We start from the raw sequence: 26,171 nt of genomic DNA on the forward strand, positions 1-26,171 counted from the left end.
TTATGCTGATAAGACCTCTTATCAATATGGACAATTGCGCGATGTCGGCGGCCGACGCTACGTTCAGTTCATGCCCACGCATGCCACTGCCGCAGACGAGCCGCTGCTCATCTCGTTGGCCGGCGTGGCCGAGCTTGCGGGTGTGCGCCGGCCCGTGGCATCCATGTGGCGCACCCGGTCACAGCGCGGCGACTCGCCGTTCCCGGCCGCGGTCGCCCGCGAGTCTGGGCGTGACCTGTTCGACGCCGATGCGGTGGCGGCGTGGCTGGTCGCGACCGGCCACGGACACAACCCCGATGCGGTGGGGGATGCCGCGGCCTGGGCCGACGGTGTCGGCATCGACTTCTCGGACCCGGCCGAGGTCGCCGAACTCGCCGCGCTGATCACGCTGCGCGCACACGCGGGCGTCGAACTCGCCGCAGTCGACGATCTGGCCGCCCTGGCCGCGCAGGTCGATCCGGCCGACACGTTCCTGCGCACCGAGATCGAGCGGCATGTCGCCCGCGACCCGTCATGGGCGGGCTATGCCGACAAGCTCATCGACGCTGCGTACTCGCCCGATGCGGCGCTCGCGCACGTGCAGCGCCGTGCGTCACGCAGCCAGCGCGCACACGGATCGGCGGGCGCGCTCGGCGCTGACGCCCGGGGCCTGGTGACGGCGCTGGTGACGGCGCTGGCCGCTCGTGCTGGCCGCTCGGCCATTCGCATCGGAGCGGGAATCGACACGACGCTGTTCGACGCCGTGGTGCGCGCGTTCGACGGCGAGGTCGACGTCGTGTGGCCTGCCGGGGACGAGACCCGGCCGCTGCGACGCCGCAACGTGTGCAGCGGCATCCCGACCGATGCGGCCGCTGCCGGCGACAGCGCCGTGCTGCTCGCTCGGGTGCCGGCGACCGCGGGTGCATCGATCGACGAGATCCTCACCGCGACCGACGATGTCGTCCTGGGTCTTGGTCCCGACGACTCCGCGGTGGTCGTCGGCCCCGCCCGTGCGCTCGTCGACGCGCTGTTGCCCGCGCGCGCGGCCGTGCGGGCCGACGTGCTGCGCACCGGGCGTGTGCGAGCGATCGTGCGCCTTGACGCAGGTCACGTGACGAGTGCGTCACGCGAGGCGCTCGCGGTGTGGGTGTTGGGACCCGCGGCCGACATCGCGTTGGCGGATCGCGTCATCGCGCTTGCCGATCTCACCGGCGTCGCGCTCACCGCGGCGACTGTGACAGATCTGGTCAGCGACATCCTCGCGAACCTCGGCGGGCCGGCGCAGGCCCGGGCGCATGCCTTTCGCTTCGCACGGCTGCAGCGCACGTCGTCGGTGCTCGCCCGGTCGGGTGCGCTGGTGGCTGAGGCCGCGCTGCGGCGGCCAGCCGTGGCATCCCGCGACCTCGCAGCACTGCTCGACGCGGCGCTGGCGCAGGCAGGTGACGACGCGCCCGCGCTCGAGGCCGCGTCGCACGCGCAGCCGCTCACCACGCCGAACACGACAACGGTCGAAGCTGCGGTGCGCGACGCGCACGCCCGCGTGCTGCCGGGCACCCGCCTGGCGGCGGAAGAATTCGGTGAGAGGGGTCTGAACGTCGTCACGGCTGACGATCTCGACGACCCCGAACGCATCGGACCACGACGTGTCGACCAGCTCGCGTTCGCCGCGGCGCACCCGAAGGCGGCGTTGACGAGGCCCGGCGACATCGTGTTCCGCACGAGCCCGAACGCCCGGGCATGGGTCGACCGCGAAGGCTCGCACGTCGTCGCCTACCCCGCGCGCGTGCTGCGTATCAGCGCGGCCGATCCCGGCGGCCTCGTACCCGAACTCGTCGCCGATGACATCGCCGCGGGTGCGGCCGGGCCCGCCGCGTGGAAGCGGTGGCGTCTGCGCATCATCGATCCCGCGCAAACGGCTCCGCTTCGTGCGGCGCTGGCCGCGGCATCCCGCACCCGCGCCGAGTTGCGCGAACGGCTGGACCGGCTCGACGATCTCACTCGCACCTTGTCTGACGCCGTCGCCGCCCGCGCCGTCGTCTTGCCTCCGGTCGTTGAGCGAGCCCGCGCGGAGCGCGAGCGAGACGAAACGCCCGCCGACCCCACCCGATAAGAAGGAACCATGCCCAGAACCGCGAAGAAAGCCGCCCCGCAGGCGCCGTCGACCATGAAGCAGCTCAAAGACACGCTGTGGAAGGCCGCCGACAAGCTGCGCGGATCGATGGATGCCTCGCAGTACAAAGACGTGATCTTGGGCCTGGTGTTCTTGAAGTACGCGTCCGACGCGTTCGACGAGAGGCGCGGGCAGATCCGCGCCGAACTCGCCGCCGACGGCTATGACGACGAGCAGATCGCCGAGCTGATCGACGATGTCGAGGAGTACACGGGCAGCGGAGTGTTCTGGGTCGATGGCACTGCCCGGTGGTCGTTTCTCTCTGAGCACGCCAAGGGACTACCGGCATCGCTGAACGAGCCCGAGAAGTCGATCGGTCAGCTGATCGATCACGCGATGGATGCTCTCATGCAGGCGAATTCGAGTCTGTCGGGCACGCTGCCCCGCATCTACAACCGCGACAACGTCGACCAGCGGCGCCTCGGGGAGCTGGTCGACCTGTTCAACACGGCGCGATTCGCGGGGCAGGGGCAGTCAGGGGCCGACGGGCGTCGTGCGCGTGACCTGCTGGGCGAGGTGTACGAGTACTTCTTGGAGAAGTTCGCCGCCGCCGAGGGCAAGCGGGGTGGCGAGTTCTATACGCCGGCCGGAGTCGTGCGGGTGCTCGTGGCGATGCTGCGGCCCACGCACGGCCGCGTATACGACCCGTGCTGCGGGTCGGGGGGCATGTTCGTGCAGGCCGAGAAGTTCATCGACGCGCACCACGGCGAGGGTTCGGACATCTCGATCTATGGGCAGGAGCTCAACGAGCGCACGTGGCGCATGGCGAAGATGAACCTCGCGATCCACGGGCTCAGCGGCAACCTCGGGCCGCGGTGGGGCGACACGTTTGCGCGCGACCTGCACCCCGAGCTGCAGGCCGACTTCGTCATGGCGAACCCGCCGTTCAACATCAAAGACTGGGCGAGATCGGAGTCTGACCCGCGGTGGCGCTACGGTGTGCCGCCGGCCGGCAACGCGAACTACGCGTGGATCCAGCACATCCTCTCGAAGCTCGCTCCCGGCGGGCAGGCCGGCGTCGTCATGGCGAACGGTTCGATGTCGTCGAACTCGGGCGGCGAAGGGCAGATCCGCGCCGAGATCGTCGAAGCCGACCTGGTGTCGTGCATGGTGGCGCTGCCGACGCAGCTGTTCCGGTCGACGGGCATTCCGGTGTGCGTGTGGTTCTTCGCCCGCGACAAGGGCGCCCGTGCCGGCGAGGTGCTGTTCATCGATGCCCGGAACCTGGGCCACATGGTCGATCGCGCCGAGCGCGCTCTATCCGACGACGACATCGCCCGCATCGCCGACACCTACCATGCCTGGCTCGGTACCCCCGATCCCACCCGGTCGTTGAGCGAGCGAAGCGAGTCGAAACGCCCTGAACCCACGCGCTCGTTGAGCGAGGAGCGCAGCGACGAGTCGAAACGCCCCTACGAGAACATCCCCGGCTTCTGTTACTCGGCAACGCTCGCCGAGATCAAGGCCGCCGACTACGCCCTGACGCCCGGCCGCTACGTCGGAGCCCCCGAGGCAGAAGACGACGGCGAGCCCATCGAAGAGAAGCTGGCCCGCCTGCGCACCGGGCTCGAGGCCCAGTTCGCCGAGTCGGCACGCCTGGCTGACGTCGTGCGCGAACAGCTCGGGAGGGTCTCGTGAACCGACGTGATTACACCGCAAATCTCGTCGGTTGGGAGCAGCGTCGACTTGGAAACCTTCTGCGGGTGAAACACGGCTTCGCGTTTCCTGGCTCTGGTTTCGGCGAGGATCCGAATGCTCCCCAGGTCTTGACGCCGGGCAACTTTGCGATCGGTGGTGGGTTTCGGCAGGCAAAGTCCAAGTCGTTCACTGGCGACTACCCGCAGGAATTTCTGCTGAATGACCACGAAATCGTGGTGACGATGACGGATCTGAGCAGGGCCGGGGACACCCTTGGCTACGCGGCGAAGCTCCCCGATGGTGAGTTCCTGCACAATCAGCGGATCGGACTTGTTGAAGTCACCAACACCGACGCCCTTGACGCCGACTTCTTCCATTACCTCACCCGAACGGCGGCATATCGCGGCTATGTCGTCGCGACCGCCAGCGGTAGCACCGTAAAGCACACCAGCCCCGGGCGGATCTCAGACTTTGAAGCACTTTTCCCACCCCTCCCCGAGCAGCAGGCGATCGCCGAGGTCCTGGGCGCCCTCGACGACAAGATCGCCGCCAACACCAAGCTCGCCGCAACCGCCGACGAGCTTGTGCGCGCAGAGTACGGGTCACTGGAATCGTCCTCGACAGCGCGAGTCGGTGATGTTGCCCACTCGCCGCGTGATGCCATCGATCCGGCAGGGGTTCGCCCAGACACGCTGTATGTCGGTCTCGAACACATCCCACGTCGACTGATGTGGCTAAGCGACTCGGGCGTAGCCGCCGACGTTGCGAGCACGAAGTCGCAGTTCGATACGAGCGACGTGTTGTTCGGGAAGCTCCGCCCCTACTTCCACAAAGTGGCGTGCGCTCCATCTCCCGGCATCTGTTCGACGGACGTTCTCGTTGTCCGGGCACAGGACCCTCGGACGACCGCCACCCTTCTTGCGGCTCTGAGTAGCGACGACGTGATCTCAGCAGTTTCGGCAGCGAGTGAAGGGACACGAATGCCCAGGACCAGCTGGCGAGACCTCGCCGCACTCGAGGTCTCGTGGCCGAGGCCAGAAGAAGCTGTGGGGCTTGAGTCGCGATTGTCCGCGATCCGCGGAGCCACGCTGAGCGCTGTCGCCGAGAATCGCATCCTCGCTGCGACCCGCGACGCGCTTCTGCCACAACTCATGTCCGGAAAGCTTCGCGTCCGTGACGTCGAAGCTGCGGCATCCCGAATCGGCGTTTGACGCGCGAACAACGAACGCACCGCATCCAGCGAACCAACTCGAAAGCGAGCATCATGCACGTCAGACCGTTCCTTGCCACTTCTGCGCTCGTCTTGGCGGCGGCCATCGCTCTCACCGGCTGCAGCGTCTCCGGCAGCCAGACCGCCGGCAATTCCGCACCACTCGCAGCTGAGAAGCAGACGTCGGCACCGGCGCCGCAGCCGGTGAACCTCGACGGCAGATGGAAGCAGATGAACGCGAAGAGCGACACGAACTATCAGCAGGCAACGATCGCCGGCGGCGTGATCTCGATCGACTGGGTCGCCGACAGCGGCGACACGACCTCGATCTATTGGGTCGGCTCGGTGACGCTCCCGGGCGACGCCAGCCAGACGTTCACGTGGGATTCGACGCGCGACAAGGCGAAGACCGAGAACGCGCTGCTCGCCTCACGGGACGACACCAAGACGTTCACGTATGCGGACGGCGAGATCAGCTACAAGGTGACGGCGCTCGGCACGACGACCACCGTGCGGCTGGGAAGGCAGTGAGGACATGATCGGATGAGAGGGCGTAGCAGCTTGCACAGCACCTCACCCGGACTCCTGCCGTCGGGTGAGGTCGCGGGGATAGGCGACATCGATCTCGGAGATGTCTCGCGAGAAGTCCTTGCTGTTGTTCGTGAGGAATACGTCGGCGCCGGCTGCGACGGCCGTCGCGAGGTGTGTGGCGTCCGCGGCCCGCAAGCCATACCTGACGGCGAGCGTGAGAGCGAGCCGCGAGGTCGGCTCATCGAGAGGGCGCAGATCGAGGCGAGCGAGCAGACTCGTGAGCGCCGCGACCTCTTGCGACCGTGGGTCGGTGCGCAGTGGCTTCGTGAGGACCTCCGGAATCAGCAACACCGAACCGACCCCGGCGGCGCCGTCGATGCCATCGAACAGCTGCGCCACGCTCGCACCGAGGGGGTGGTCGAGGTCCGCCGCATAGATCAGCACATCCGCATCGAAAGCAATCAGCTCACTCATCGCGTGTCGCGCCCGTTGCGTATGTCGGCGACGAGTTCTTCGGCGCGACCCGCACCCAGTGCGACACGTTGTACCGGCTTCTTTCGTGCTGCCTCGAGCAGGTCGCCGATCTCGTCGGCTTCTTGCCATGCACGGCGCGCACGTCGCGTGGCAAGCGTGGTCGGGTTGACCAAGACGGCAACGACCCGCCCGTGGCGCGTGATCTCGACCTCTTCGCCCTTCTCGACGCGATCCAACTGCGCGGGCAACGTCTGCCGCGCCTCGCTTGCACTGATGATTGCCATGACCATATTGTACACTGCCGTACGATCACGTACGCTCTGTGTACTCATGACCGATCGCGACCGGCTTATGAGTAACGGCATTACTCATAAACCGACGGCCACGAATTATGAGTACGAGGGTGCGCATCGCTCCGCAAGCGGCCGGCCTGCGGCATCCATACCGACAACCAAAGGAGCCCTCACATGACCGGCATCCCTGAGTCCGAATGGGAGCGCGCGGCGCTCGACGCGTTCGCCGAGCCGCTCATGTGGCGGCCGCTGGCCGGTGAGAAGATCGCGCCCGGCACGGGTGAGCGCGAGAGCTGGGACGAGTTGCTGATCCGCCCCCGCCTGCTCGAGGCGATGCGGCGGCTGAACCCGACGGTGCCCGGTCATTACCTGCAGCAGGCGCTCGGCGAGATCGCTTCGCCTCGGTCGCAAGATGCGATCACCGAGAACTTCCGCATGCACCGGTACCTCACCGGTGGGTATCCGATGAGCTATCTCGACGCCGACGGCATCGAGCAGAACCCCCGCATCCGCCTGGTCAGCACGAACCCCGACGAGAACGACTGGCTCGCCGTCAACCAGGTGACCGTACGGGATCGCGACGTGCACCGCCGCTTCGACATCGTGCTGTACGTGAACGGGATGCCGCTCTCGATCATCGAGCTCAAGCGGGCGGGTGCGGCGTCGGTGGGGGTCGATGACGCGTACTGGCAGCTGCGAACGTACCTCGACGAGCTGCCGATGGCGTTCCGCTTCTGCGTGTTCACGCTCGCCAGCGACGGCACCGACGCCCGGTACGGCACGCCGTTCACTCCGCTGAACCACTTCGCGCCGTGGAACGTCGACGACGACGGCGCTCCGCTGCCGCAGCCGCGCATCGAACACGATGAGAGCATCACGCCGCTCGACGACGCCTTGAACGGCCTGTACAACCAAGAGCGCTTTCTGCAGCTGCTGCGTGGGTTCACCGCGTTCGACGAGGGCGCCGAGGGCCTGGTCAAGCGCATCGCCAAACCGCATCAGTACTTCGCGGTCACCAAGGCCGTGGGAAAGACCGCCGAAGCCGTCGCGAGCGACGGCAAGGCCGGCGTGGTCTGGCACACGCAGGGCTCGGGCAAGTCCATGGAGATGGAGTTGTATGCGAACCTCGTGGCCCGCCGGCCCGAACTGCGAAACCCCACGCTGGTCGTGGTTACCGATCGCAACGAGCTTGACGGGCAGTTGTTCCAGACGTTCGCGCAGAGCACGCTGCTGCCCGAAAAGCCCCAGCAGGTCCACGAGCGCGCCGAGCTGCGCGACGAACTCGCAGGGCGTGTGACGGGCGGCATCTATTTCACGACCCTGCAGAAGTTCTCGCTGTCGAAGGCTGAGAAGGATGCCGGGGCGCGGCATCCACTTCTCACAGACCGACGCAATGTCATCGTCATCGTCGACGAGGCGCACCGCAGCCACTATGACGACCTCGACGGCTACGCCCGCCACCTGCGCGACGCACTGCCGCACGCCACGCTGATCGCTTTCACCGGCACCCCGATCTCGTTCGCCGAGCGTGACACCCGCGCCGTGTTCGGCGACTACATCGATATCTACGACCTCACCCGGGCCGTCACCGACGGGGCGACCGTGCCGGTCTCGTTCGAACCGCGGCTGATCAAGGTGGCCTTCGCCGACGACACCACTGAAGAAGACATCGACCGGGCCGCCGACGAAGCGACGCTGGGGCTGGATGACGCGGAACGCGCGCGAGTCGAGGCATCCGTCGCCGTCGTCAACGCCGTGTACGGCGCGCCCGAGCGCATCGAGCGGCTCGCCGCCGACCTCGTCGAGCACTGGGAGGAACGCCGCGCCCGCATGCGCGAGTTCATCGGCGGGCCGGGCAAGGCGATGATCGTGGGCGGCACCCGCGAGATCTGCGCGCGCCTGTATGATGCCATCGTCGCATTGCGGCCCGACTGGCATTCCGACGCGCTGGACGCCGGGCGCATCAAGGTCGTCTATTCGGGCACGCCGGCCGACCCGCCGCCGGTGCGCGACCACGTGCGACGCGATTCGCAGAACAACGCGGTCAAGGCGCGGTTGAAGGATGCCGATGACGAGCTCGAACTGGTCATCGTGAAGGACATGATGCTGACCGGGTTCGACGCGCCGCCGTTGCACACGCTGTATCTCGATCGGCCGCTGAAGGGCGCCCTGCTCATGCAGACGCTTGCGCGCGTCAACCGCACCTACCGCGGCAAGCAGGACGGCCTGCTGGTCGCCTACGCCCCGCTGGCCGAGAACCTCGCTTCGGCGCTGTCGGAATACACCGTCGATGACCAGCAGATGCGGCCGATCGGCCGCGGCGTCGAAGAGGCCGTCGAGATCGCGCTGGAGCTCGTGGGCGAGATCCGCGAGATGCTGCACGACTGCGACTGGCGCGCGATCTTGCAGCGCGGCGGGCCGCGGGCGATGCTCACCGCCGTCACGGCGACGGTGAACTTCGTGCGCGACGCGCAGAATCCGCTGAACGCGCCGCAGCTCGAGGGCGAGCGGCTGAAGGCCCGCTATCGGGCTGCGAGCGGAGCGCTCGCGCGGGCATGGGCGCTCGCGTCGCGCCAGCCTGGACTGGTCGAACTGCACGACGAGATCGCGTTCTATGAAGAAGTGCGCGTGTGGATGGCGAAGTTCGACGCCAGCGAGCGGCAGGCGCGCGACGAGCCCATCTCGGACGAGATCGCCCGCCTGCTCGGGCAGCTCGTGATCGAGGCGGTCGCGACCGGCGGGGTCGTCAACATCTATGAGGCGGCAGGGCTGCCACAGATCGCCTTGAGCGACATGGGGCCCGATTTTCTGGCCAAGGCCCAGCAGGCGCGCAACCCGCAACTCGCGATCGAAGCGCTGCGGGCGATGCTGCTGGGTGAGGCATCGGTGGCCACCCGCGGCAACCTCGTGCGCGAGCGTGCGTTCAGCGAGCGGATCGGCGAGATCATGCTGCGCTACACGAATCAGCAGCTCACGTCGGCCGAAGTCATCGCCGAACTCGTCGCCATGGCGCAGGAAGTCACGGCCGAGGCATCCCGCGGAGACACGTTCTCGCCGCCGCTGTCGCACGACGAGCTCGCGTTCTATGACGCCGTCGCGCAGAACGAGTCCGCCGTCAGCGAGCAGGGCACCGATGTTCTGGCGGCCATCGCCCGCGAACTCGTGGCGATCATGCGCCGCGACGTGCGCACCGACTGGACCGTGCGCGACGACGTGCGCGCCAAGCTGCGATCATCGATCAAACGGCTGCTCGTGAAGTACAAGTACCCGCCAGACCGGCAGCCCGGCGCGATCACGCTGGTCATGGACCAGATGGAGGCGATGGCGCCGCGCTACGCCGACGAGCGCGAGGCGCGGTGAGGCTCGGTACTCTGGCCCCATGGCAGAACTCACGTTCGTGCAGCACGACATCACCGCCCGCGTGCCGGAGCTGATGGATCCCACGTCCATCGTCGAGGTTCCGCTGCAAGTGCGCGTCGATCCGCTCACCGGGCGCACGGCGCGCATCATCACGGGCACGCGGCTGGCACCCGAATCGCGCCCCGACCTGTCGGAGTTGACGGCCAAGCCCCCGTTCTGCCCGTTCTGCGCCGACCGCATCGAGACCGCCACCGGCAGCTTCGACCCGTCGATCACGGACGAAGGCCGCATCCGCCGCGGCTCGGCCGTCGTCGTGCCCAACGTGATGGCCTATTCGGAGTTCTCGTCGGTCGGTGTCTACGACACGGCCGAGCACTTCCTGGATCTGCCCGAGCTGACCGCCCCGCGCGTGGCCGACCTGCTGCAGGCGTTCACCGCCTACACCAGGGGTGTGCACGGCCTGCGGCCGATGTGGTCGTCGATCAACGCCAACTATCTGCCGCCCAGCGGCAGCTCGCTCATCCACCCGCACGGCCAATCGGCCCATGACGACGTCGGCACGACCCTCCAGCGCGAGCTGGTGCAGCGGTCGGCGCAGTGGCCGGGCGAGGAGTCGTACTGGGATGCTCTTCTCCAGCACGAGGAGGGCGGTGAGCGCTGGATCGGCCGCCGTGGGCGTGTGTCCGTGCTGACCCCGTGGGCACCCGTGGGGTTCCACGAGGTGTGGGCGGTCGTGAGCGGAGCGCACGACATCACCGACCTCACCGACGACGATTGCACGGACCTCGGCTGGGTGATGTCGGCGGTGTTCCGCGCCTACCACACGCTGAACCTCACGTCGTTCAACTGGGCGATGTACGGCGGCGGCCCCGTGCCTTCGGACCGATACTCGCTGCTGCTGCGGATGGTCAGCCGCGCCAATATCGACCCGTTCTATCGCAGCGACGTCACGTACTTCGAGCACCTGCACGCCGAGGCCATGGTCGACACGTCGCCCGAAGACACGGCGTCGAAGGTGCGCAGCCACGTCGCCTGACCGGCGGGTTGCCGACATGCCCACCGACGGCCGTCAGAGCACGCCGCCCCGCACGTGCGCGGCGGGAACCGGCTTGCCTTCTGCCTCATAGCCGGCGACGACGCCGGCGCGGTCGGCCTCCGAACGGTTCTGGCTCCACTTCGCCTTCGCATCGACCTGTTCGACCTGCAGCTCCACGCCGACGATCGCCCGCAGCTGGCCCGCGACGTACTTCTCGGGCGCATCGGTCACAGCCCACGGGTGGGAGCGCGTGCCCTCGTGCCGATCGGTGAGACGTGTCACGGCATCCCGAAGCCACTCCGGATCGTCGTGCACCGTCACGGGTCCGCGCAGCTGCACGGCCGAGTAGTTCCACGTCGGCACGACCTTGCCGTGCTCGGCCTTCGCGGCATACCACGACGGGGTCACGTACGCCTCGGGGCCCGAGACCACGATCAGACCCGGCGCACCGTCGGCGATGCGCTTCCAGTGCTCGTTCGCGCGCGCGAAGTGCGCGACGACGCGGTCACCCGTGTCGCCACAGTCCCACAGGATCGGCAGGAGCGTGGCATCCGGAACCCCGTCCGCCCCCGCCGTGATCAGCAGTCCGACCGCGGCCTGTCGCACGAATGCCCGCGCGGCGTCGAGATCGTCGATGCGGTTGAAGTGGGGCACATACATGACTCGACGCTACCCCGCTATGGTCGGGCATCCGGTACAGGCAGGTCCGCGCGAAGCCCTGCCCGCCCGCCCCGGCCCGTGGAGGACGGGCGGGTCAGTGGGCGGGAGACGTCCCCTCGGCGACGACCGTGATGCGGCCGGTGGTCGCGGCCACCGCGTTCGAGCCGTCGATCTCGAGGCTCTCGGCCGTGACGTCGCCGCGGTCGATCGTCTTCTTCAGCGGCACTTCCTTCACGAAGCACACGAGCACCGTCGCCAGCAGGATCAGCGGCAGGATGTACAGGAAGATCGGCGTCAGCGCGTCGTTGTACGCCCCGATGATCACGGTGCGGATCGGCGCGGGCAGACCCTTGACCAGCTCGGGGGTGAGGCTGTTGGACGACCCCGTGGCAGCGCCCGCGCCGGCGGGCATCCGCTCGGCGAGCAGGTTGATCAGCCGCGCGGTGAACAGGCTGCCCACGATGGCCGAGCCGAGCGACGCCCCGATCTGGCGGAAGTAGTTGTTCGTCGCGGTGGCGACGCCCACCTCGGAGTTCGGGAACGTGTTCTGCACGACGAGCACGAAGATCTGCATGCACAGGCCGAGCCCGAGGCCCATGACGCCCAGGTAGACGCACATGACCCACACCGGCAGGGTGCTGGTCATGGTCGACAGCAGCACCATGCCCCCGGCGGTCACCAGGGTGCCCGCGATCGGCGCCCACTTGTACCGGCCGGTGCGGGTGACCAGGGCGCCCGACACGATCGCGGCGACGAGCACGGTGCCCATCATCGGGATCATGAGCAGCCCCGACTGGGTGGCATTGGCCCCGGTGACCATCTGCAGGTAGGTCGGGATGTAGGCGAGTGTGCCGAACATCGCGACGCCGATGGCCAGGCCCGCGGCGGTCATGAGGTTGAAGTTGAGCTTGCGGAACAGGTGCAGCGGCATGACCGGCTCGCTCGCGCGCAGCTCGACGAACACGAACGCCACTGCGGCGGCCACGGTACCGGCGATGAGGCCGATGATCTGCGGCGAGCCCCACGCGTAGCCGTACGGCGCGTCATGACCGCCCCACGTGCTGATCAGGACGATGCCGGTGGATGCCAGAGCCAGCAGCGCGATCCCGAGCACATCGAGACGCACCTTGCGCTTGGGGTGGTGCGGCAGGTGCAGGAAGGCCGCGGCCGCGAGGATCGCGAGGATGCCGAGCGGGATGTTCATCCACAGGCCCCAGCGCCAGGTGAGGTCGTCGGTGAACCAGCCGCCCAGCAGCGGCCCCGCCACCGACGAGATGGCGAAGACGCCGCCCATGATGCCCATGTACTTGCCACGCTCGCGGGCGGGCACCACGTCGGCGATGATCGCCTGCGACAGGATCATGAGCCCGCCGCCGCCGATGCCCTGCACACCGCGGCCGACGATCAGCCAGGCCATGTCCTGCGACCAGCCGCCGATGATCGATCCGATGATGAACACCGAGATCGCACCGATGAAGATGCCCTTGCGCCCGATCAGGTCGCCGAGCTTGCCGTAGACGGGCAGCATGATCGTCGAGGCGAGGATGTAGATCGTGATGACCCAGCTCATCTCGTCGACCCCGTGCAGGTCGCCGACGATCGTGGGCAGCGCGGTGCTGAAGATCGTCTGGTCCAGCGACGCCAGCAGCATCGTGACCATCAGTCCTGCGAACACCAGCAGGACGTTCCGGGTGTGATGCGGCTCGAGGACCGGTTCTGGTTCTGGCGTGGTGCTCATGAGAGCCTTTCGGTGGTTTCGCGGACGAGCGCGGCGGCCCGGGTGTGCAGCCGCGCGAGAGATTCATCGGTGGTCAGGTCGGCGTGCTCGCGGGTGAGCTCGAGCATCGCAGCGCGCAGCGCCGCGCCGCACATCATGAGCACCACCTGGGCGCGCGCGCGGACGTCGGCCGCGGCATCCTCACCCGGCTCGGCGCGGCCCATCAGCGCCTGCACGCCGTCGGTGAGCGGGTCGAGCATGCGTCCCATGTGCCCGAAATGACGGCCGAGCAGCTCGGGATGCCGCCGCAGCACGGCGCGGCGCCGCTCGCGCAGGTCGCGGTCGAGCATCGCGCTGTCGCTCACGCGGATCAGCATGTCGAGCACGTTGTCGACCAGCGGCGCGGGGGCGAGCTCGGCGACGACGGCCTCGACCAGGCGCCGTGTGTCGTCCTCGGTGCGCAACCCGAGGATCGCGTCTTCCTTGCTGTCGAAGTAGTTGAAGAACGTGCGCGCAGATACCTCGGCGCGTTCGCTGACCGCGTCGATCGTCAGGCACTCGAGGCCCGATTCGTCGACGATCGCGACCGCCGCCACCTCGAGACGGTGGCGGGTCTGCTGCTTCTTGCGCTCGCGCAGGCCGGGAGCGGGCATGTCTTGCACTCCAGAAGTGTGCGCCTCGATGAAAACCTGCGCAAGCGCAAAAATGCATTCGTGCATGATTTGCGGTGGATTCATAGCAGCGGGGCCTCGGCGCAAACGGCACTGTCAGACATCCCCCGTAGGGTGAGCCGCATGCTCGATCAGTCCGACATCGACCAGCCCGATCAGCCCGACGTCGATCAGCCCGACATCGACCGGCCCGTCGAGATGTCACCGGCGCAGCTGCGGGTGATGAGGGACGAACTGCAGCGCTTCCTGCTGCCGTACCGGTTCGGTCTGCAGGAGGTCGGGACCAAGATCGACATCCTGCGCGACGAGTTCCTGTACCTGCACGATTACAACCCGATCGAGCACGTCTCGAGCCGGGTGAAGTCGCCCGACAGCCTCGTCGAGAAGATCGCGCGCAAGGGCGTCGAGCCCGAATTCGAGGCGATCCGCGCGCACATCACCGACATCGCCGGCATCCGCATCACGACGAGCTTCACCGCCGACGCGTACCGCCTGTTCGACCTGCTCACTGCGCAGGATGACATCACGGTGCGCAAGGTCAAGGACTACATCTCCCGGCCCAAGCCCAACGGCTACAAGAGCCTGCACGCGATCGTCGGGGTGCCGGTGTTCCTGTCGACCGGACCGGTCGAGGTGCCCGTCGAAGTGCAGTTCCGCACGATCGCGATGGACTTCTGGGCGAGCCTCGAGCACAAGATCTACTACAAGTACGCGCGGCAGGTGCCGGCCGAGCTGCTGGCCGAGTTGAAGGATGCCGCCGAGTCGGCCGCCCTGCTCGACGAGCGCATGGAGCGGCTGCACCGAGAGCTGCACGGCGGGCAGCGCCGGCTCGAGGCCGCGACCGACGACCGGATCGTCATCGTCTGACCCGTGCACGCCGTCGTCGAGGACGCGCGCAGCGCGGCCGTCGGCCGGGACATGCCGTTTCGGCTCGCGGCGCTCGCTCAACGACCGGTGAGCCGCTGGGTACGCTTCTTGCGTGGAGATCGCCGAGATGATGGATGCCGCGCGGCGGCGTCTGGGCGACGCTCCGCGTGAGCGGTTGGGCGCCGTGGTGCACCCGCGGCGGATCCTCGGTTTCGCCCGTGCTGCGCGGGTCGTGCCCGACGCGCCGGTGTGGCACCTGGGCGCGTTGCTGCTCGGCGACGATGCCGTGTTCGCGACCGGCGAGATCGTGCGGGCCCGCGAGGAGGTGCGGCGCGGCTTCACGGCCGAGTCGCAGCGCGAGCGGGCGGCGCTGGCCGGCGCCGCCCGCCGCGGCGGCTTCGCCGAGGGCGAAATCGTGCACGTGGGCTGGCAGGCGATCGACCTCGACGCGCTCGCCCGGGGCGAGGCATCCGGCCCCCTCGCGCTGATCGACGGGACGCCGAGCATCCGCTGGGGCCGGGACTCCGGCTACGCCCCGCTGGGACCCTATCTGGATGAGCGCATCGAGCTGCTGCGGCATCCACCCGCCGGTGCGACCTGAACCCCCTCGGCCACCGGACGTGCGGCCACCTCCGCGCTCACAGGGTTCGGAGCATCTGACGGACCGCGGATGATTTCGGCGAAATCGTCCGAACTTCGTGCGATCCTCCGATGTCTGTGAGCGCGAAGATCGGGCAACGGCGGCGCGCCGCCCAGCGGGCGGACCGGCCGTGTGAACAGCGCGGCCCTGCGGGCGCGGGTACGCTGGGGCAGTTGGAGAAAGGGATGATGAACGTGGAGACGTGGCCCGGGACGGCCTACCCGCTGGGGGCGACGTACGACGGCAACGGCACGAACTTCGCCCTGTTCAGCGAGGGTGCCGAGCGTGTCGAGCTGTGCCTGTTCGACGACCACGGCGACGAGACCCGCGTCGACCTGGTGGACGTCGACGCTCATGTATGGCACGCGTACCTGCCGCACGTCGCGCCGGGACAGCGGTATGGCTATCGCGTGCACGGCGTCTATGACCCCGCCACGGGCAAGCGGTTCAACGAGTTCAAGCTGCTGCTGGACCCGTACGCGAAGGCGGTCGACGGGCAGCCGACGTTCGGCCAGCCCCTGTTCGGCTACGACCTGGACGACCCGACGCAGCGCAACGACGACGACTCCGCCTCGTCGATGATGACGTCGGTCGTCATCAACCCGTTCTTCGACTGGGGCGGCGACTATCCGCCGCGCACCCCGTACGGCCGGACCCTGATCTACGAAGCGCACGTGAAGGGACTGACCGAACGCCACCCCGACGTGCCCGAAGAGATCCGCGGCACCTACAGCGCCATCGCGCACCCGGCGGTCATCGCGCACCTGCAGAAGATCGGCGTCACGGCGATCGAGCTCATGCCGGTGCACCAGTTCGTCGCCGACGCCTCGGCCCTGCCGGGCGCGCCGAGCAACTACTGGGGCTACAACACGATCGCCTTCCTGGCGCCGCACAACGGCTATGCGTCGCGGGGACAGCGCGGCCAGCAGGTGCAGGAGTTCAAGGCGATGGTGCGCGCCCTGCACACCGCGGGCATCGAGGTGATCCTCGACGTCGTCTACAACCACACCGCCGAAGGCAACGAGCTCGGGCCGACTCTCAGCATGCGCGGCATCGACAACCACGCGTACTACAAGCTGGACGAGAAGGATCCGTCGAAGTACACCGACTACACCGGCACCGGCAACAGCCTGAACGTGAGCCACCCGCACACGCTGCAGCTGATCATGGACTCGCTGCGGTACTGGGTGCTCGAGATGCACGTGGACGGGTTCCGGTTCGACCTGGCCTCGGCCCTCGCGCGCGAGTTCTACGAGGTCGACCGGCTCAGCGCCTTCTTCGACATCGTGCAGCAGGACCCGGTGATCTCGCAGGTCAAGCTCATCGCCGAGCCGTGGGACCTCGGCCCCGGCGGCTACCAGGTCGGCAACTTCCCGCCCCTGTGGACCGAGTGGAACGGGCAGTACCGTGACACCGTGCGCGACTTCTGGCGCGGCGAGCCGCAGGCGCTCGGCGAGTTCGCGTCGCGGTTGACCGGGTCGAGCGACCTGTACGCGCACTCGGGGCGGCGGCCCGTGGCATCCGTCAACTTCGTCACCGCGCACGACGGCTTCACGCTGCGCGATCTCGTGTCGTACAACGACAAGCACAACGAGGCCAACGGCGAGCAGAACCGCGACGGCACCGACGACAACCGGTCGTGGAACGGCGGGGTGGAAGGGCCGACCGACGACCCGGCGATCCTTGCGCTGCGCGCCCGGCAGCAGCGCAACTTCATCGCCACGCTGCTGCTGAGCCAGGGCGTGCCGATGCTCTCGCACGGCGACGAGCTGGGGCGCACCCAGCTGGGCAACAACAATGCGTACAACCAGGACGGTCCGCTCACCTGGATCGACTGGGATGCCGCGGACAAGCCGCTGATCGAGTTCACCGCGACGCTGTCGAAGCTGCGTCGCGAGCACCCGACCTTCCGTCGCAGCCGGTTCTTCGACGGCCGGCCCGTCGCGCGCGAAGAGGGCGACCCGGTGCCCGACATCGCCTGGCTGCGCCCGGACGGCACGTTGATGCGGCCCGAGGACTGGGAGTCGGGGTTCGGCCGCGCGATCGCGGTGTTCCTCAACGGCAATGGCATCCGCGGGCGGGACGCGCGCGGGCGCGAGATCACCGACCGGCATTTCATCGTGCTGTTCAACGCCGGAGACTCGCCGGTGGACTTCTCGATGCCGAAGGTGCGGTACAGCCCGGACTGGGACGTCGTCGTCGAGACGGGCGCCGCCGTCGACGGCCACGGCCCGATCGCGCCGGGCGCGACGGTCACGCTCGAGGCGAAGGCGCTGGCCGTGCTCGGCGCGCACGCGGACGACACGGGCGTCGACCACTCTGTCGAGGCGTCGCTGTCGGCGACCGGCAACGTGCGCACCGGACCCGTTCGCCGACGCACGCGCAAGAGGTAGGGCCGGACGTATCAGATCGCACGGTTCCGATCTCTGTGCAGTGTGGAGACAATAGTCGGTATGACGACGCTGAGCGACGCCGAGCCGGCGGATCGGGAACGGCCGGATGCGGCGACCCCGCGCTGGGAGCGCGCGGGCGACCTGTTCGCGGCCTGGCGGGACGGGGACGCGCACGCCATGGACGAGCTGGTGCGGCTGATGACGCCGCCGCTGTGGCACACGGTGCGGGCGTACGGCCTCGACAGCGCGCTCGCCGAGGACGTCGTGCAGACGACCTGGCTCACCCTGGTGCGCCGGCACGAGGCGATCGACGATCCGCGCGCCGTCTCGGGCTGGCTTTCCACGACCGCGCGCCGTGAGGCGTGGCGGGTCATGCGCGCGCAGCGCCGGGCCGACCCCACCGAGACAGAGCGGATCGAGCCGCGGCTGGGCACGGCCGAATCCGCCGAGGAGTCCGCCGAGCGGGCGCTCGGCGCGCGCCGGCTGTGGGCAGCGGTGGCCGAGCTGACCGAGCGGTGCCAGCGACTGCTGCGCATCGTCGCCTTCGACGACCGCCCCGACTACGCGCGCATCGCGCACGACCTGGCGATGCCGGTCGGTTCGATCGGTCCGACGCGGCAGCGCTGCCTCGCCAAGCTGCGCGCAGTGCTCGACGACGAGACGCAGGCGGTGCGCCATGGTGTATGACGGAATCCGGTCGGACCCGCCGCCCACGGACGACGAGCTGTTCGCGCGACTGCGCTCGGTGTGGGAGCAGAGCGACCCGCTGCCGGGTGGTCTCGTGGATCGCATGATCGCCGCTGCCGCGGCATCCGACATCGCCCGCGAGTACGCGCTGCTCACCCTTGTCGAGAACGCGCTGCAGCCGGTGCGCTCCGACACCGACGCGCTGACGCTGCAGTTCAGCGACGGGCGGACGACGGTGCTGCTGCACGTCACCGAGCTCGCCGAGGGCAGGCGGCGCATCGATGGGTGGGTGGATGCCGCGGCCGTCACGGTGACCCTGGACCAGGCCGGGGTCGAGCGTCACGCAGAGCCGGGCGACGCGGCCCGCTTCGCGTTCGACGACGTGCGGCCGGGCCTGTCGCGCATCCTGCTCACCGTGCAGGAACCGGACGGGCGGGTCAGCGGATTCCAGACTCCGCGATTCGAGGTCTGAGCATCCGGCGCTGCGCGGACTGAGCGCGTCGGCGCTGCGCGGACTGAGCGCGTCGGCGCTGCGCCATGATAGGGGGATGGGGCAGTCCGCCGAGGAACTGCATCATCGCGCGGTGGAACTGAGCATCCGGGGCAAGAACGGCGAAGCCGAACGCGCGCTGATGAGCGCATGGGAGTTGTCGCGCGACGATGACATGCGCGCGCGCATCCTGGGGACGCGCGCGGTGATCCTGCAGCGCACGGGGCACGCGGCCGAGGCCGAGCGCGTGCTGAGCGAGGCGATGGCGCTGGGCCGGCTGCGCGCGCACACCCGGGCCGTGCTGATGGGGCAGCTGGGCGCGCTCGCGCTGGGTGCCGGACGGCTGCAGGATGCCGAGCATGCGCTGACGGTCGCCATCCGCGGTCTCGAAGACGACCCGGTCGCCGCAGCCCGCGTGCGGATGAACCGCAGCGTCGCCCGACTGCAGCTGCGGGATGCCGTCGGGGCGGGAGAGGATCTGTCGACCGCCGCCGACATCTTCGCGCAGGCGGGCCTGACCGTCGACGAGGGGCAGGCGCAGCACAACCGCGCCTATGTCGCGCTGCTGCAGGGCGACCTCGTCGCGGCGCTGCGCGGCATGGAGGACGCACGGCCCCGGGCCGCGGCATCCCCCGCCGCCGGCGGCATCTGCGACGCCGACCGCGCCGAAGTGCTGCGCGACGCCGGCCTCACCCGCGACGCCGAGCAGCTGCTGGCCAGCGCCGCCGCCGTGTTCGGGACGCACCGGATGCCGATCTCGCGCGCCGAGGCCGAGTACCACCTCGCGGTGTCGCAGCTGCGGCACGACCCGGTGCGCGCCGAGCGCACGGCCACTGCGGCGATGCGGCGGTTCCGCACCCTTGGCAACGACACCTGGGCGAACCGCGCCGAGGCGCTGCGGCTGCGCGCGGGCCTGCGCGGCGGCACCGTGCGGCGCGGCGGCGGCCGGGCCCCCGATCCGCACCGGGTGCCGACGGCCGAGCACGTCGAGGCGACCGCGGCCGCCCTGCACGCGGGCGGATCGACGGACGAGGCTGCGGCCCTGCGGCTGACCTACGCCGCCTGGCTGGCGCGGCACGGGACGCCGCCGACCGGCCGGCTGCACGCTCCCCGTGCGGCGGCGATCGATGTGCGACTGCTGGCCGACGAGGCGCGCGCGGCGCGGGCGCTCGCCCAATCCCGCCCCGCGCAGGCGCGACGCTACGCCGCGGCCGGACTCGACGAGCTCGCCCAGTGGCAGGCGTCGTTCGGCAGTCTCGACCTGCAGACCTCCGTGGCGATGCACGGCAACGGGCTGATCCTCGTCGGGCTCGGCAGCGCCGTCCGCTCGGGGCGGCCCGACGTGCTCTTCGAATGGTCCGAGCGCGCACGGCTGCTCAGCCAGCAGGTCGTGCCGCTGCGGCCGCCGCCCGATCCGCACCTGGCCGCCGACCTCGCCGAGCTGCGGATGCTGCGCGCCGACCACCCGGACTGGCTCGCCCTGCCCCGCGCGGCCGAGCTGCGCCAACGCGCCCGCTCGCGGCAGTGGCAGCAGACCGGCGCCGACCGTGCGCAGCGACGCTGCACGCTCGCCGAGCTCACGGCCGCCCTCGATGATCGCACGGCGCTGGTGTCGTTCGTGTTCTCGGGCGACGCCCTGACGGCCCTGGTGGCCACCGCGGAGGGGCAGGCGATCGTGCCGATCCCCGCGGCCGACGCCGGCCGGGCCGAGCTGCCCGGACTGCGCGCAGACCTCGACATGGCCGCGTCGGTCTCGACCGGGCCGATGGCCGCCGTCGTGCGGCGGACGCTGCAGGCGCGGCTGGCCGCGATCTCGGACGTGCTGCTCGCGCCGGTGCTGCCGCTGATCGACGATCGCCGTGTCGTCCTCACCGTCCCGGGCGTGCTCGCCGGCATCCCCTGGGCGATGCTCCCCGGCATGCACGGGCGCACGTTCACCCTCGCGACGTCGGCGAGCGGGTGGCTGCACGATCGCACCCACGCGGGCGCCGTGCCCGGCGCGGCGGGGTTCGTGGCGGGGCCGCGCGTGGCCCGCGGCGACGAAGAGGTGCGAGCCGCGGCATCCATGTGGCCACGGGCCACGGTCGTCACCGGCGCCGACGCGACCACGGACGCCGTGGCCGCGCTCGCCGCCGACGCCGACGTGCTGCACATCGCCGCGCACGGCCGGCATGCCGCCGACAACCCGCTGTTCTCGGGTCTCGAGCTGATCGATGGGGCGCTGTTCGGCTACGATGTCGACCTCATCCCGCGCGTGCCCACGACCGTGGTGCTGTCGGCCTGCGAGGGCGGGCGCTCGTCGGTGCGCTGGGGCGAAGAGGCCGTCGGGATGGCGCGGGTCTGGCTGCACGCCGGTGCGCGCAGCGTCGTGGCCACGCCCGTCATCGTCTCGGACGGCGAGGCCTGCGACCTGCTCGCCGCGATGCACGAGGGGCTGGCTACGGGGCAGGCGCCGGCAGAAGCGCTGGCCGCGGCATCCCTCGCCACGGGCCTGGTCACGTCGTTCCAGGTGCACGGCTCGGGATTCTGAGTTTGTTTTCGGAGCCGATGTATCAGAGACCGTGCGGGCCGCTCTTCCACGGTGGGACGGCGCTGCGTCGCGGTCGGGCACTGGGGAGTGCGACCCATCGGGGAGACGCGGGGCCGTGTCGACGGAGGAATCTGGGGGCCGTCGACCCGCCCGTCGGGAAGGACGTCGGTCGAACGGCCGGCGTCCTTCTCCGCGAGCGATGACGTCGGGGGACCGGCAGCGATAGAGTCCGGTCAGCGCGATCGTGCAGGGAGGCACCGATGGACGCAGGGGATCAGCAGAGGGATGCCGCGGCCCGGGGTGAAAGCGCGGGTTCGGGCGCTTCGGGCGGCGGGTCCGACGGGGCGATGCGCGGGGGCACGGGCGCAGGCGCGGCGTCGGGTGCGGGCTGGCGCGAGCGGGAGCGCGCCATCAAGCCGCTCGGGGTCGTACTGCAGCCGCCGGCCGACCGACATGCGGGCGAGATCTTCCCGACCGTGTACATCCCCGACCGGCTGCTCGTGTCGCGGCGGCGCGATGTCGCCGAGGTCGTCGAGACGCTGAACCGCGCGTTCACGCAGGCGGGCTGGCGCTTCCAGCCGCAGCCGGTCGTCGCGATCGAGCGGCGCGCACGGTGGCGCACGGCATCCCCCGGTTCCGATGCCGCGTCGGGTGTCACCCGGGTGCAGGTGCTGGCCGAAGGCGCCGCGGCAGGATCCGTCCCCGACGCGTGGGCCGTGCTGGACGCCGCGCGATCGCTGGGCGTCGATCTCGACGGCGTCGGGCTCGACCACCTGCTGACGGTCGCACCGGTGGGCATGAACCCGTTCACGTCGACGAACCCGTTCGGCTCGACGAACCCCTTCACGTCCACGAACCCGTTCACCTCGACCAATCCGTTCACCTCGACGAACCCGTTCGGCTCGACCAACCCGGCCGCGGCGGGACTGGGCGGCTATGCGCTGCCCGGATTCGGTGGACGCCAGGCCGTGGCCTGCATCGGCGCCGCCCCGCATCGCGCCCGCCGGAGCGAGGCCCGGCGCCCGGTGGTGATGGTGCTCGACACCGGGTGCGCGCCGCATCCGTGGTTCGCGCCGGGCGTCGTGCACACCCGGGTCGAGCTGGACGGCGTGCCGATCGGACTCGACGATCCCGCGCAGGACCCCGATCTGAACCCCGACCTGGTCGGGCCCCTCGACGGACAGATCGACCCCGTGTCGGGGCACGGCACGTTCGTGGCGGGCATCGTGCTGCAGGCGTGCCCGGACGCGACGATCCTCGCGCCACGCATCGCCGACAGCCTCGGCCGGGTCGTCGAATCGGACCTGTCCGACACGCTCGAGCAGATCGCCGAGCTCGTGCGGCGGCACGCGCAGGGGCTGAAGGGCGGTCGCCGCATCGACGTGCTGAACCTGTCGCTGGGCTACTACCACGAGACGCCCGAGGACGTGCTCTACAGCGCCGCCCTGCGCGATGTGATCCTCGAGATCGCCGACGCCGGCTGCGCGGTCGTGTGCAGCGCGGGCAACGATGCGACCGATCGGCCGATGTTCCCGGCGGCCTTCCCTGGCGAGGCGGGCGCGGCGCCGATGCTCGCCGTCGGGGCGAAGAACCCGAGCGGCCGCAGTGTCGCCCTGTTCAGCAACACCGCGCCGTGGGTGGACCTGTACGCCTGCGGCGTCTCGGTGCTCTCGACCTTTCCGGCGTTCGACGGCGGAGCGCAGGCGGTGACCCGGCGCGATGCGCACGGGCAGCGGCGCGAGTCGTTCGACCCCGACGACTTCACGGCCGGTTTCGCGCTGTGGAGCGGCACGTCCTTCGCCGCTCCGCTGATCGCGGGCACGATCGCGCGGCGGCTCGACGAGCTCGGCGATCTCGAGAAGCCGGATGCCGCGGCCCGCGCCGCGCGTGCGGCTCAGGTCGTCGACGGCCTGCGCGACGACCGCGGTCGTTGACCGGCGCAGCGCACACGAGCGTCAGCGCGACGAGTTCGCCGTGCGGCCGCGGACGATCCCGACGAAGGTCTCGACCAGCGGCGTGGTGCACTCGGCGTCCCAGACCAGGGCGACCGTCGAGACCGGGCCGCCGCGCAGCGGACGATAGGCGACGTCCTTGCGGTGGTGCAGCCGAGCCAGCGACATCGGCACGACGACGATCCCGACGCCCGCGGCGACCGTGGCCACGGCATCCTCCGTCGTCTCGGGCGGGGCGAACGCCGGCCCGACCGTCCCGGGCACCTGGAACCCGAGCACGTCGTCGGCGGGCGTGATGAGCACCTCGCCCGCAAGATCCGCGGCGTCGAGCTCGTCGGCGGCGGTGAGGTCGGAGTCCGCCGACATCACCACGACCGGCACCTCGTCGTACAAGGTGATCACGTGCAGCCCGTCGCGCTCGATCGGCAGGCGGACCAGGGCGGCATCGAGCTCGGCGAGCTGTTCGCGCTGCGCGGAGGCCGAGATCGGCACGAGCTCGAGCGGGTTGTGCGGCATCCGCTCGTTCCAGATGCCGATCCACTTGCCGGGCGTCGCGCCGGGGACGGCGCCGAGCCGGAACGGCCCGGGCGGGCGAGTGGATGCCGCAGCCGCGGCGGTCTCGTCGGCCCTCGGCCGCTTCGCCGCGGGTCTGGGCCCCGGTTTCTTGCCGGCTGCGGGCTTCTTGGCGGCGGGCTTGCGCGGCGACGCCGACCTGTGCGGTCGTCCACCCGGTCGCTTGTTCGCCATCCCTCCACGATAGGTCCCCTCGCGAGGGTTCACCTGACGGGCGAGGGTATGGGTGCTTCCCCACCCCTCGGCGGCCAGTTGTACCCTCGCGGTCAGGTGGTGCCGCGCGGTGGTGATCCGCGCCGCGTCCTGGGCGTGCGTCACTGACGGGCGTCAGAGGCGGGTCCAGGCCTCGGTCAGCACGCCGCGCAGGATCTGCTCGATCTCGTCGAACTCCGGCTGCCCGATCGTCAGCGGCGGGGCGAGCTGGATCACCGGGTCGCCCCGGTCGTCGGCGCGGCAGTAGAGCCCGGCGTCGAACAGGGCCTTCGACAGGAACCCGCGCAGCAGCCGCTCGGACTCGGCGTCGTCGAACGTCTCTTTCGTCGCCTTGTCCTTGACCAGCTCGATGCCGAAGAAGTAGCCGTCGCCGCGCACGTCGCCCACGATCGGCAGATCGGTGAGCTTCTCGAGCGTCGAGCGGAACGCGGGCGAGTTCTCGCGCACGTGCGCGAGCAGCCCCTCCTCTTCGTAGATGTCGAGGTTCTCCAGCGCCACGGCCGCTGACACCGGGTGGCCGCCGAACGTGTAGCCGTGGGGGAAGGATGCCTCGCCGTGCGCGAACGGCTCGTAGATCCTGTCGCTCACGATCGTGCCGCCCAGCGGCGCGTAGCCGCTCGTGACGGCCTTGGCGAACGTGATCATGTCGGGCTGGTAGCCGTACGCGTCGCACGCGAAGTACTCGCCGATGCGGCCGAACGCGCAGATGACCTCGTCCGAGATCAGCAGCACGTCGTACGTGTCGCAGATCTCGCGCACGCGCTGGAAGTAGCCGGCCGGCGGCGGGAAGCACCCGCCGGAGTTCTGCACCGGCTCGAGGAAGACCGCGGCGACCGTGTCGGGCCCCTCGAACTGGATCATCTCCTCGATGCGGTTGGCCGCCCACTGCCCGAACTGCTCGGGGGTGCCGCCCGGAAAGCCCATCTCGTCGGCGCGGTAGTAGTTCGTGTTCGGCACCCGGAAGCCGCCGGGCGTCACCGGCTCGAACATGGACTTCATGCCGGGCAGCCCGGTGATCGCCAACGCCCCCTGGGTCGTGCCGTGGTACGCGATGAACCGCGAGATCACCTTGTGCTTGGTGGGCTTGCCCTGCAGCTTCCAGTAGTACTTCGCGAGCTTGAACGCCGTCTCGACGGCCTCGCCGCCGCCGGTGGAGAAGAAGACGTGGTTCAGGTCCGCGGGCGCGTAGCCGGCCAGGCGATCGGCGAGCTCGATCGCCGCCGGATGCGCGTACGACCAGATGGGGAAGAACGCGAGCTGCTCGGACTGGCGGGCAGCTCGCACCGCCAACCGGCGCCTGCCGTGCCCGGCGTTGACGACGAACAGACCGCTCAGCCCGTCGATGTACTTCTTGCCGTGCGAGTCCCAGATGTGGTGGCCCTCGCCGCGCACGATGATCGGCACGCCGGGGCCGTCGGTCATGACGGACTGCCGTGCGAAGTGCATCCACAGATGGTCGCGGGCCATCTGCTGGAGCTCGGCCTCGGTGCGGGTCGAGGTGGTGGGTGTGAGAGTCATCGTGTCCCCCAGTCGTAGAGCTGCTTGTGCAGTCGCAGATAGACGAACGTCTCGGTCGAGACGACGCCGTCGAGCCCGCGGAAGTCGCGGTTGAGGATCGTGATCAGCTCGTCGTCGCTCTCGCACACGACCTCGACGAGCAGGTCGAACGAGCCCGCCGTCATCACGACGTACGTGACGCCGGCGACCTGGGCGAGCGCGTCGGCGACGACGCCGATGTCGCCGGCGACCTTGACGCCGATCATGGCCTGGCGTGCGAAACCGAGCTGCATCGGGTCGGTGACGGCGACGATCTGCATGACGCCGCTGTCGGTGAGCCGTTGCACGCGCTGGCGCACGGCGGCTTCGCTCAGGCCGACGACGCGGGCGATGTCGGCGTACGAGCGGCGGCCGTCGGCCTGCAGCTGCTCGATGATCGCCTTGGAGGTGTCGTCGAGCGTTGCGGCCAGTGGCCGCGGCATGCCGGGCATCGTTCGCCTCCTTCGCGTGTGGCTACGGTATCAGTCGAGGGATGCCGCTGACAAGCGCGGATCCGAAGGTAGAGTGGGCATCTACCGACGAAAACCGCA

At 69.7% G+C, this 26,171-nt stretch carries 21 protein-coding genes; 13 read left to right on the forward strand and 8 right to left on the reverse strand.

Going from position 1 to position 26,171, the window contains the following annotated elements; all coding sequences use genetic code 11:
• Nucleotides 1-70: 70 nt before the first annotated feature.
• Genes AC3RX0_RS15430 through AC3RX0_RS15445 form a run of 4 tightly spaced genes read left to right on the forward strand, consistent with a single transcriptional unit; the run spans nucleotide 71 to nucleotide 5,528 of the window.
• On the forward strand, nucleotides 71-2,089 hold the full coding sequence (locus AC3RX0_RS15430; protein ID WP_491506893.1) for a hypothetical protein: 2,019 nt from the start codon (nucleotides 71-73) through the stop codon (nucleotides 2,087-2,089).
• A 9-nt stretch (nucleotides 2,090-2,098) separates the two neighbouring features.
• Nucleotides 2,099-3,787: a class I SAM-dependent DNA methyltransferase gene (locus AC3RX0_RS15435; protein WP_491506894.1), complete on the forward strand. Its 1,689-nt coding sequence runs from the start codon at nucleotides 2,099-2,101 to the stop codon at nucleotides 3,785-3,787.
• Nucleotides 3,784-4,998 (forward strand): restriction endonuclease subunit S, encoded by a 1,215-nt coding sequence (locus AC3RX0_RS15440; RefSeq protein WP_491506895.1) that lies wholly within the window; start codon nucleotides 3,784-3,786, stop codon nucleotides 4,996-4,998. The genes AC3RX0_RS15435 and AC3RX0_RS15440 overlap by 4 nt, the downstream gene beginning before the upstream one ends.
• Before the next feature lie 53 nt (nucleotides 4,999-5,051).
• A complete protein-coding gene (locus AC3RX0_RS15445; RefSeq protein WP_491506896.1) occupies nucleotides 5,052-5,528 on the forward strand; it encodes a hypothetical protein in 477 nt (158 codons plus the stop codon).
• Between the two features lie 42 nt (nucleotides 5,529-5,570).
• Here AC3RX0_RS15445 and AC3RX0_RS15450 read toward each other — a convergent pair whose 3' ends face one another.
• Nucleotides 5,571-6,002 (reverse strand): type II toxin-antitoxin system VapC family toxin, encoded by a 432-nt coding sequence (locus AC3RX0_RS15450; RefSeq protein ID WP_491506897.1) that lies wholly within the window; start codon nucleotides 6,000-6,002, stop codon nucleotides 5,571-5,573.
• Nucleotides 5,999-6,292 (reverse strand): type II toxin-antitoxin system Phd/YefM family antitoxin, encoded by a 294-nt coding sequence (locus AC3RX0_RS15455; RefSeq protein WP_491506983.1) that lies wholly within the window; start codon nucleotides 6,290-6,292, stop codon nucleotides 5,999-6,001. The genes AC3RX0_RS15450 and AC3RX0_RS15455 overlap by 4 nt, the downstream gene beginning before the upstream one ends.
• Before the next feature lie 177 nt (nucleotides 6,293-6,469).
• On the opposite strand from AC3RX0_RS15455, the gene AC3RX0_RS15460 reads away from it, so the two are divergent.
• Both AC3RX0_RS15460 and AC3RX0_RS15465 read left to right on the forward strand, forming a co-directional pair.
• A complete protein-coding gene (locus AC3RX0_RS15460; protein ID WP_491506898.1) occupies nucleotides 6,470-9,655 on the forward strand; it encodes a type I restriction endonuclease subunit R in 3,186 nt (1,061 codons plus the stop codon).
• A gap of 19 nt (nucleotides 9,656-9,674) precedes the next feature.
• Nucleotides 9,675-10,691: a hypothetical protein gene (locus tag AC3RX0_RS15465; RefSeq protein ID WP_491506899.1), complete on the forward strand. Its 1,017-nt coding sequence runs from the start codon at nucleotides 9,675-9,677 to the stop codon at nucleotides 10,689-10,691.
• 33 nt (nucleotides 10,692-10,724) lie between these two features.
• Here the strand turns inward: AC3RX0_RS15465 and AC3RX0_RS15470 are convergent, their stop codons facing one another.
• The 3 genes from AC3RX0_RS15470 to AC3RX0_RS15480 form a co-directional block, all read right to left on the reverse strand.
• Nucleotides 10,725-11,351 carry an FMN-binding negative transcriptional regulator gene (locus tag AC3RX0_RS15470; protein WP_491506900.1) on the reverse strand — a complete coding sequence of 209 codons (627 nt, stop codon included), beginning with the start codon at nucleotides 11,349-11,351 and terminating at the stop codon, nucleotides 10,725-10,727.
• A 94-nt stretch (nucleotides 11,352-11,445) separates the two neighbouring features.
• Complete coding sequence (locus tag AC3RX0_RS15475; protein WP_491506901.1) at nucleotides 11,446-13,089, reverse strand: MDR family MFS transporter; 1,644 nt, start codon at nucleotides 13,087-13,089, stop codon at nucleotides 11,446-11,448.
• The gene (locus AC3RX0_RS15480) at nucleotides 13,086-13,721 is read right to left on the reverse strand and encodes a TetR/AcrR family transcriptional regulator (protein ID WP_491506902.1); all 636 of its coding nucleotides are present in this window, start codon (nucleotides 13,719-13,721) and stop codon (nucleotides 13,086-13,088) included. Before AC3RX0_RS15480 ends, AC3RX0_RS15475 begins: the two co-directional genes overlap by 4 nt.
• 216 nt (nucleotides 13,722-13,937) lie before the next feature.
• Between AC3RX0_RS15480 and AC3RX0_RS15485 the strand changes: the two genes are divergently transcribed.
• The 7 genes from AC3RX0_RS15485 (at nucleotide 13,938) to AC3RX0_RS15515 (ending at nucleotide 23,280) form a co-directional block, all read left to right on the forward strand.
• Nucleotides 13,938-14,606 carry a GTP pyrophosphokinase gene (locus AC3RX0_RS15485; RefSeq protein ID WP_491506984.1) on the forward strand — a complete coding sequence of 223 codons (669 nt, stop codon included), beginning with the start codon at nucleotides 13,938-13,940 and terminating at the stop codon, nucleotides 14,604-14,606.
• Nucleotides 14,607-14,718: 112 nt separating this feature from the next.
• A complete protein-coding gene (locus AC3RX0_RS15490; protein ID WP_491506903.1) occupies nucleotides 14,719-15,207 on the forward strand; it encodes a glutaminase in 489 nt (162 codons plus the stop codon).
• 233 nt (nucleotides 15,208-15,440) lie between these two features.
• Complete coding sequence (gene glgX / locus AC3RX0_RS15495; RefSeq protein ID WP_491506985.1) at nucleotides 15,441-17,639, forward strand: glycogen debranching protein GlgX; 2,199 nt, start codon at nucleotides 15,441-15,443, stop codon at nucleotides 17,637-17,639.
• A 60-nt stretch (nucleotides 17,640-17,699) separates the two neighbouring features.
• Nucleotides 17,700-18,326 carry an RNA polymerase sigma factor gene (locus AC3RX0_RS15500; protein WP_491506904.1) on the forward strand — a complete coding sequence of 209 codons (627 nt, stop codon included), beginning with the start codon at nucleotides 17,700-17,702 and terminating at the stop codon, nucleotides 18,324-18,326.
• Entirely contained in the window at nucleotides 18,316-18,798 is a 483-nt protein-coding gene (locus tag AC3RX0_RS15505; RefSeq protein WP_491506905.1) for a hypothetical protein, read from the forward strand. Before AC3RX0_RS15500 ends, AC3RX0_RS15505 begins: the two co-directional genes overlap by 11 nt.
• A 112-nt stretch (nucleotides 18,799-18,910) precedes the next feature.
• Entirely contained in the window at nucleotides 18,911-21,346 is a 2,436-nt protein-coding gene (locus AC3RX0_RS15510) for a CHAT domain-containing protein (protein WP_491506906.1), read from the forward strand.
• 260 nt (nucleotides 21,347-21,606) lie between these two features.
• Nucleotides 21,607-23,280, forward strand: a complete 1,674-nt coding sequence (locus AC3RX0_RS15515; RefSeq protein WP_491506907.1) for a S8/S53 family peptidase — start codon at nucleotides 21,607-21,609, stop codon at nucleotides 23,278-23,280.
• A 21-nt stretch (nucleotides 23,281-23,301) separates the two neighbouring features.
• Here the strand turns inward: AC3RX0_RS15515 and AC3RX0_RS15520 are convergent, their stop codons facing one another.
• The 3 genes from AC3RX0_RS15520 to AC3RX0_RS15530 all read right to left on the reverse strand — a co-directional run bounded on the left by AC3RX0_RS15520 (nucleotide 23,302) and on the right by AC3RX0_RS15530 (nucleotide 26,063).
• The gene (locus tag AC3RX0_RS15520) at nucleotides 23,302-24,045 is read right to left on the reverse strand and encodes a LysR substrate-binding domain-containing protein (RefSeq protein WP_491506908.1); all 744 of its coding nucleotides are present in this window, start codon (nucleotides 24,043-24,045) and stop codon (nucleotides 23,302-23,304) included.
• A gap of 153 nt (nucleotides 24,046-24,198) precedes the next feature.
• Nucleotides 24,199-25,602 (reverse strand): aspartate aminotransferase family protein, encoded by a 1,404-nt coding sequence (locus AC3RX0_RS15525; RefSeq protein ID WP_491506909.1) that lies wholly within the window; start codon nucleotides 25,600-25,602, stop codon nucleotides 24,199-24,201.
• The gene (locus AC3RX0_RS15530) at nucleotides 25,599-26,063 is read right to left on the reverse strand and encodes an Lrp/AsnC family transcriptional regulator (RefSeq protein WP_491506986.1); all 465 of its coding nucleotides are present in this window, start codon (nucleotides 26,061-26,063) and stop codon (nucleotides 25,599-25,601) included. The genes AC3RX0_RS15525 and AC3RX0_RS15530 overlap by 4 nt, the downstream gene beginning before the upstream one ends.
• Nucleotides 26,064-26,171: the final 108 nt, after the last annotated feature.

The sequence above is a fragment of the Microbacterium sp. W1-4-2 genome, from assembly GCF_058349885.2.

Bases quoted from the DNA above. Each gene is read 5' to 3' on its own strand.
- AC3RX0_RS15430 (WP_491506893.1), top strand. From the start codon at position 71: ATGCCCACGCATGCCACTGCCGCAGACGAGCCGCTGCTCATCTCGTTG.
- AC3RX0_RS15435 (WP_491506894.1), top strand. From the start codon at position 2,099: ATGCCCAGAACCGCGAAGAAAGCCGCCCCGCAGGCGCCGTCGACCATG.
- AC3RX0_RS15445 (WP_491506896.1), top strand. From the start codon at position 5,052: ATGCACGTCAGACCGTTCCTTGCCACTTCTGCGCTCGTCTTGGCGGCG.
- AC3RX0_RS15450 (WP_491506897.1), bottom strand. From the start codon at position 6,002: ATGAGTGAGCTGATTGCTTTCGATGCGGATGTGCTGATCTATGCGGCG.
- AC3RX0_RS15455 (WP_491506983.1), bottom strand. From the start codon at position 6,292: ATGGTCATGGCAATCATCAGTGCAAGCGAGGCGCGGCAGACGTTGCCC.
- AC3RX0_RS15460 (WP_491506898.1), top strand. From the start codon at position 6,470: ATGACCGGCATCCCTGAGTCCGAATGGGAGCGCGCGGCGCTCGACGCG.
- AC3RX0_RS15465 (WP_491506899.1), top strand. From the start codon at position 9,675: ATGGCAGAACTCACGTTCGTGCAGCACGACATCACCGCCCGCGTGCCG.
- AC3RX0_RS15470 (WP_491506900.1), bottom strand. From the start codon at position 11,351: ATGTATGTGCCCCACTTCAACCGCATCGACGATCTCGACGCCGCGCGG.
- AC3RX0_RS15475 (WP_491506901.1), bottom strand. From the start codon at position 13,089: ATGAGCACCACGCCAGAACCAGAACCGGTCCTCGAGCCGCATCACACC.
- AC3RX0_RS15480 (WP_491506902.1), bottom strand. From the start codon at position 13,721: ATGCCCGCTCCCGGCCTGCGCGAGCGCAAGAAGCAGCAGACCCGCCAC.
- AC3RX0_RS15485 (WP_491506984.1), top strand. From the start codon at position 13,938: ATGTCACCGGCGCAGCTGCGGGTGATGAGGGACGAACTGCAGCGCTTC.
- AC3RX0_RS15500 (WP_491506904.1), top strand. From the start codon at position 17,700: ATGACGACGCTGAGCGACGCCGAGCCGGCGGATCGGGAACGGCCGGAT.
- AC3RX0_RS15505 (WP_491506905.1), top strand. From the start codon at position 18,316: ATGGTGTATGACGGAATCCGGTCGGACCCGCCGCCCACGGACGACGAG.
- AC3RX0_RS15515 (WP_491506907.1), top strand. From the start codon at position 21,607: ATGGACGCAGGGGATCAGCAGAGGGATGCCGCGGCCCGGGGTGAAAGC.
- AC3RX0_RS15520 (WP_491506908.1), bottom strand. From the start codon at position 24,045: ATGGCGAACAAGCGACCGGGTGGACGACCGCACAGGTCGGCGTCGCCG.
- AC3RX0_RS15525 (WP_491506909.1), bottom strand. From the start codon at position 25,602: ATGACTCTCACACCCACCACCTCGACCCGCACCGAGGCCGAGCTCCAG.
- AC3RX0_RS15530 (WP_491506986.1), bottom strand. From the start codon at position 26,063: ATGCCGCGGCCACTGGCCGCAACGCTCGACGACACCTCCAAGGCGATC.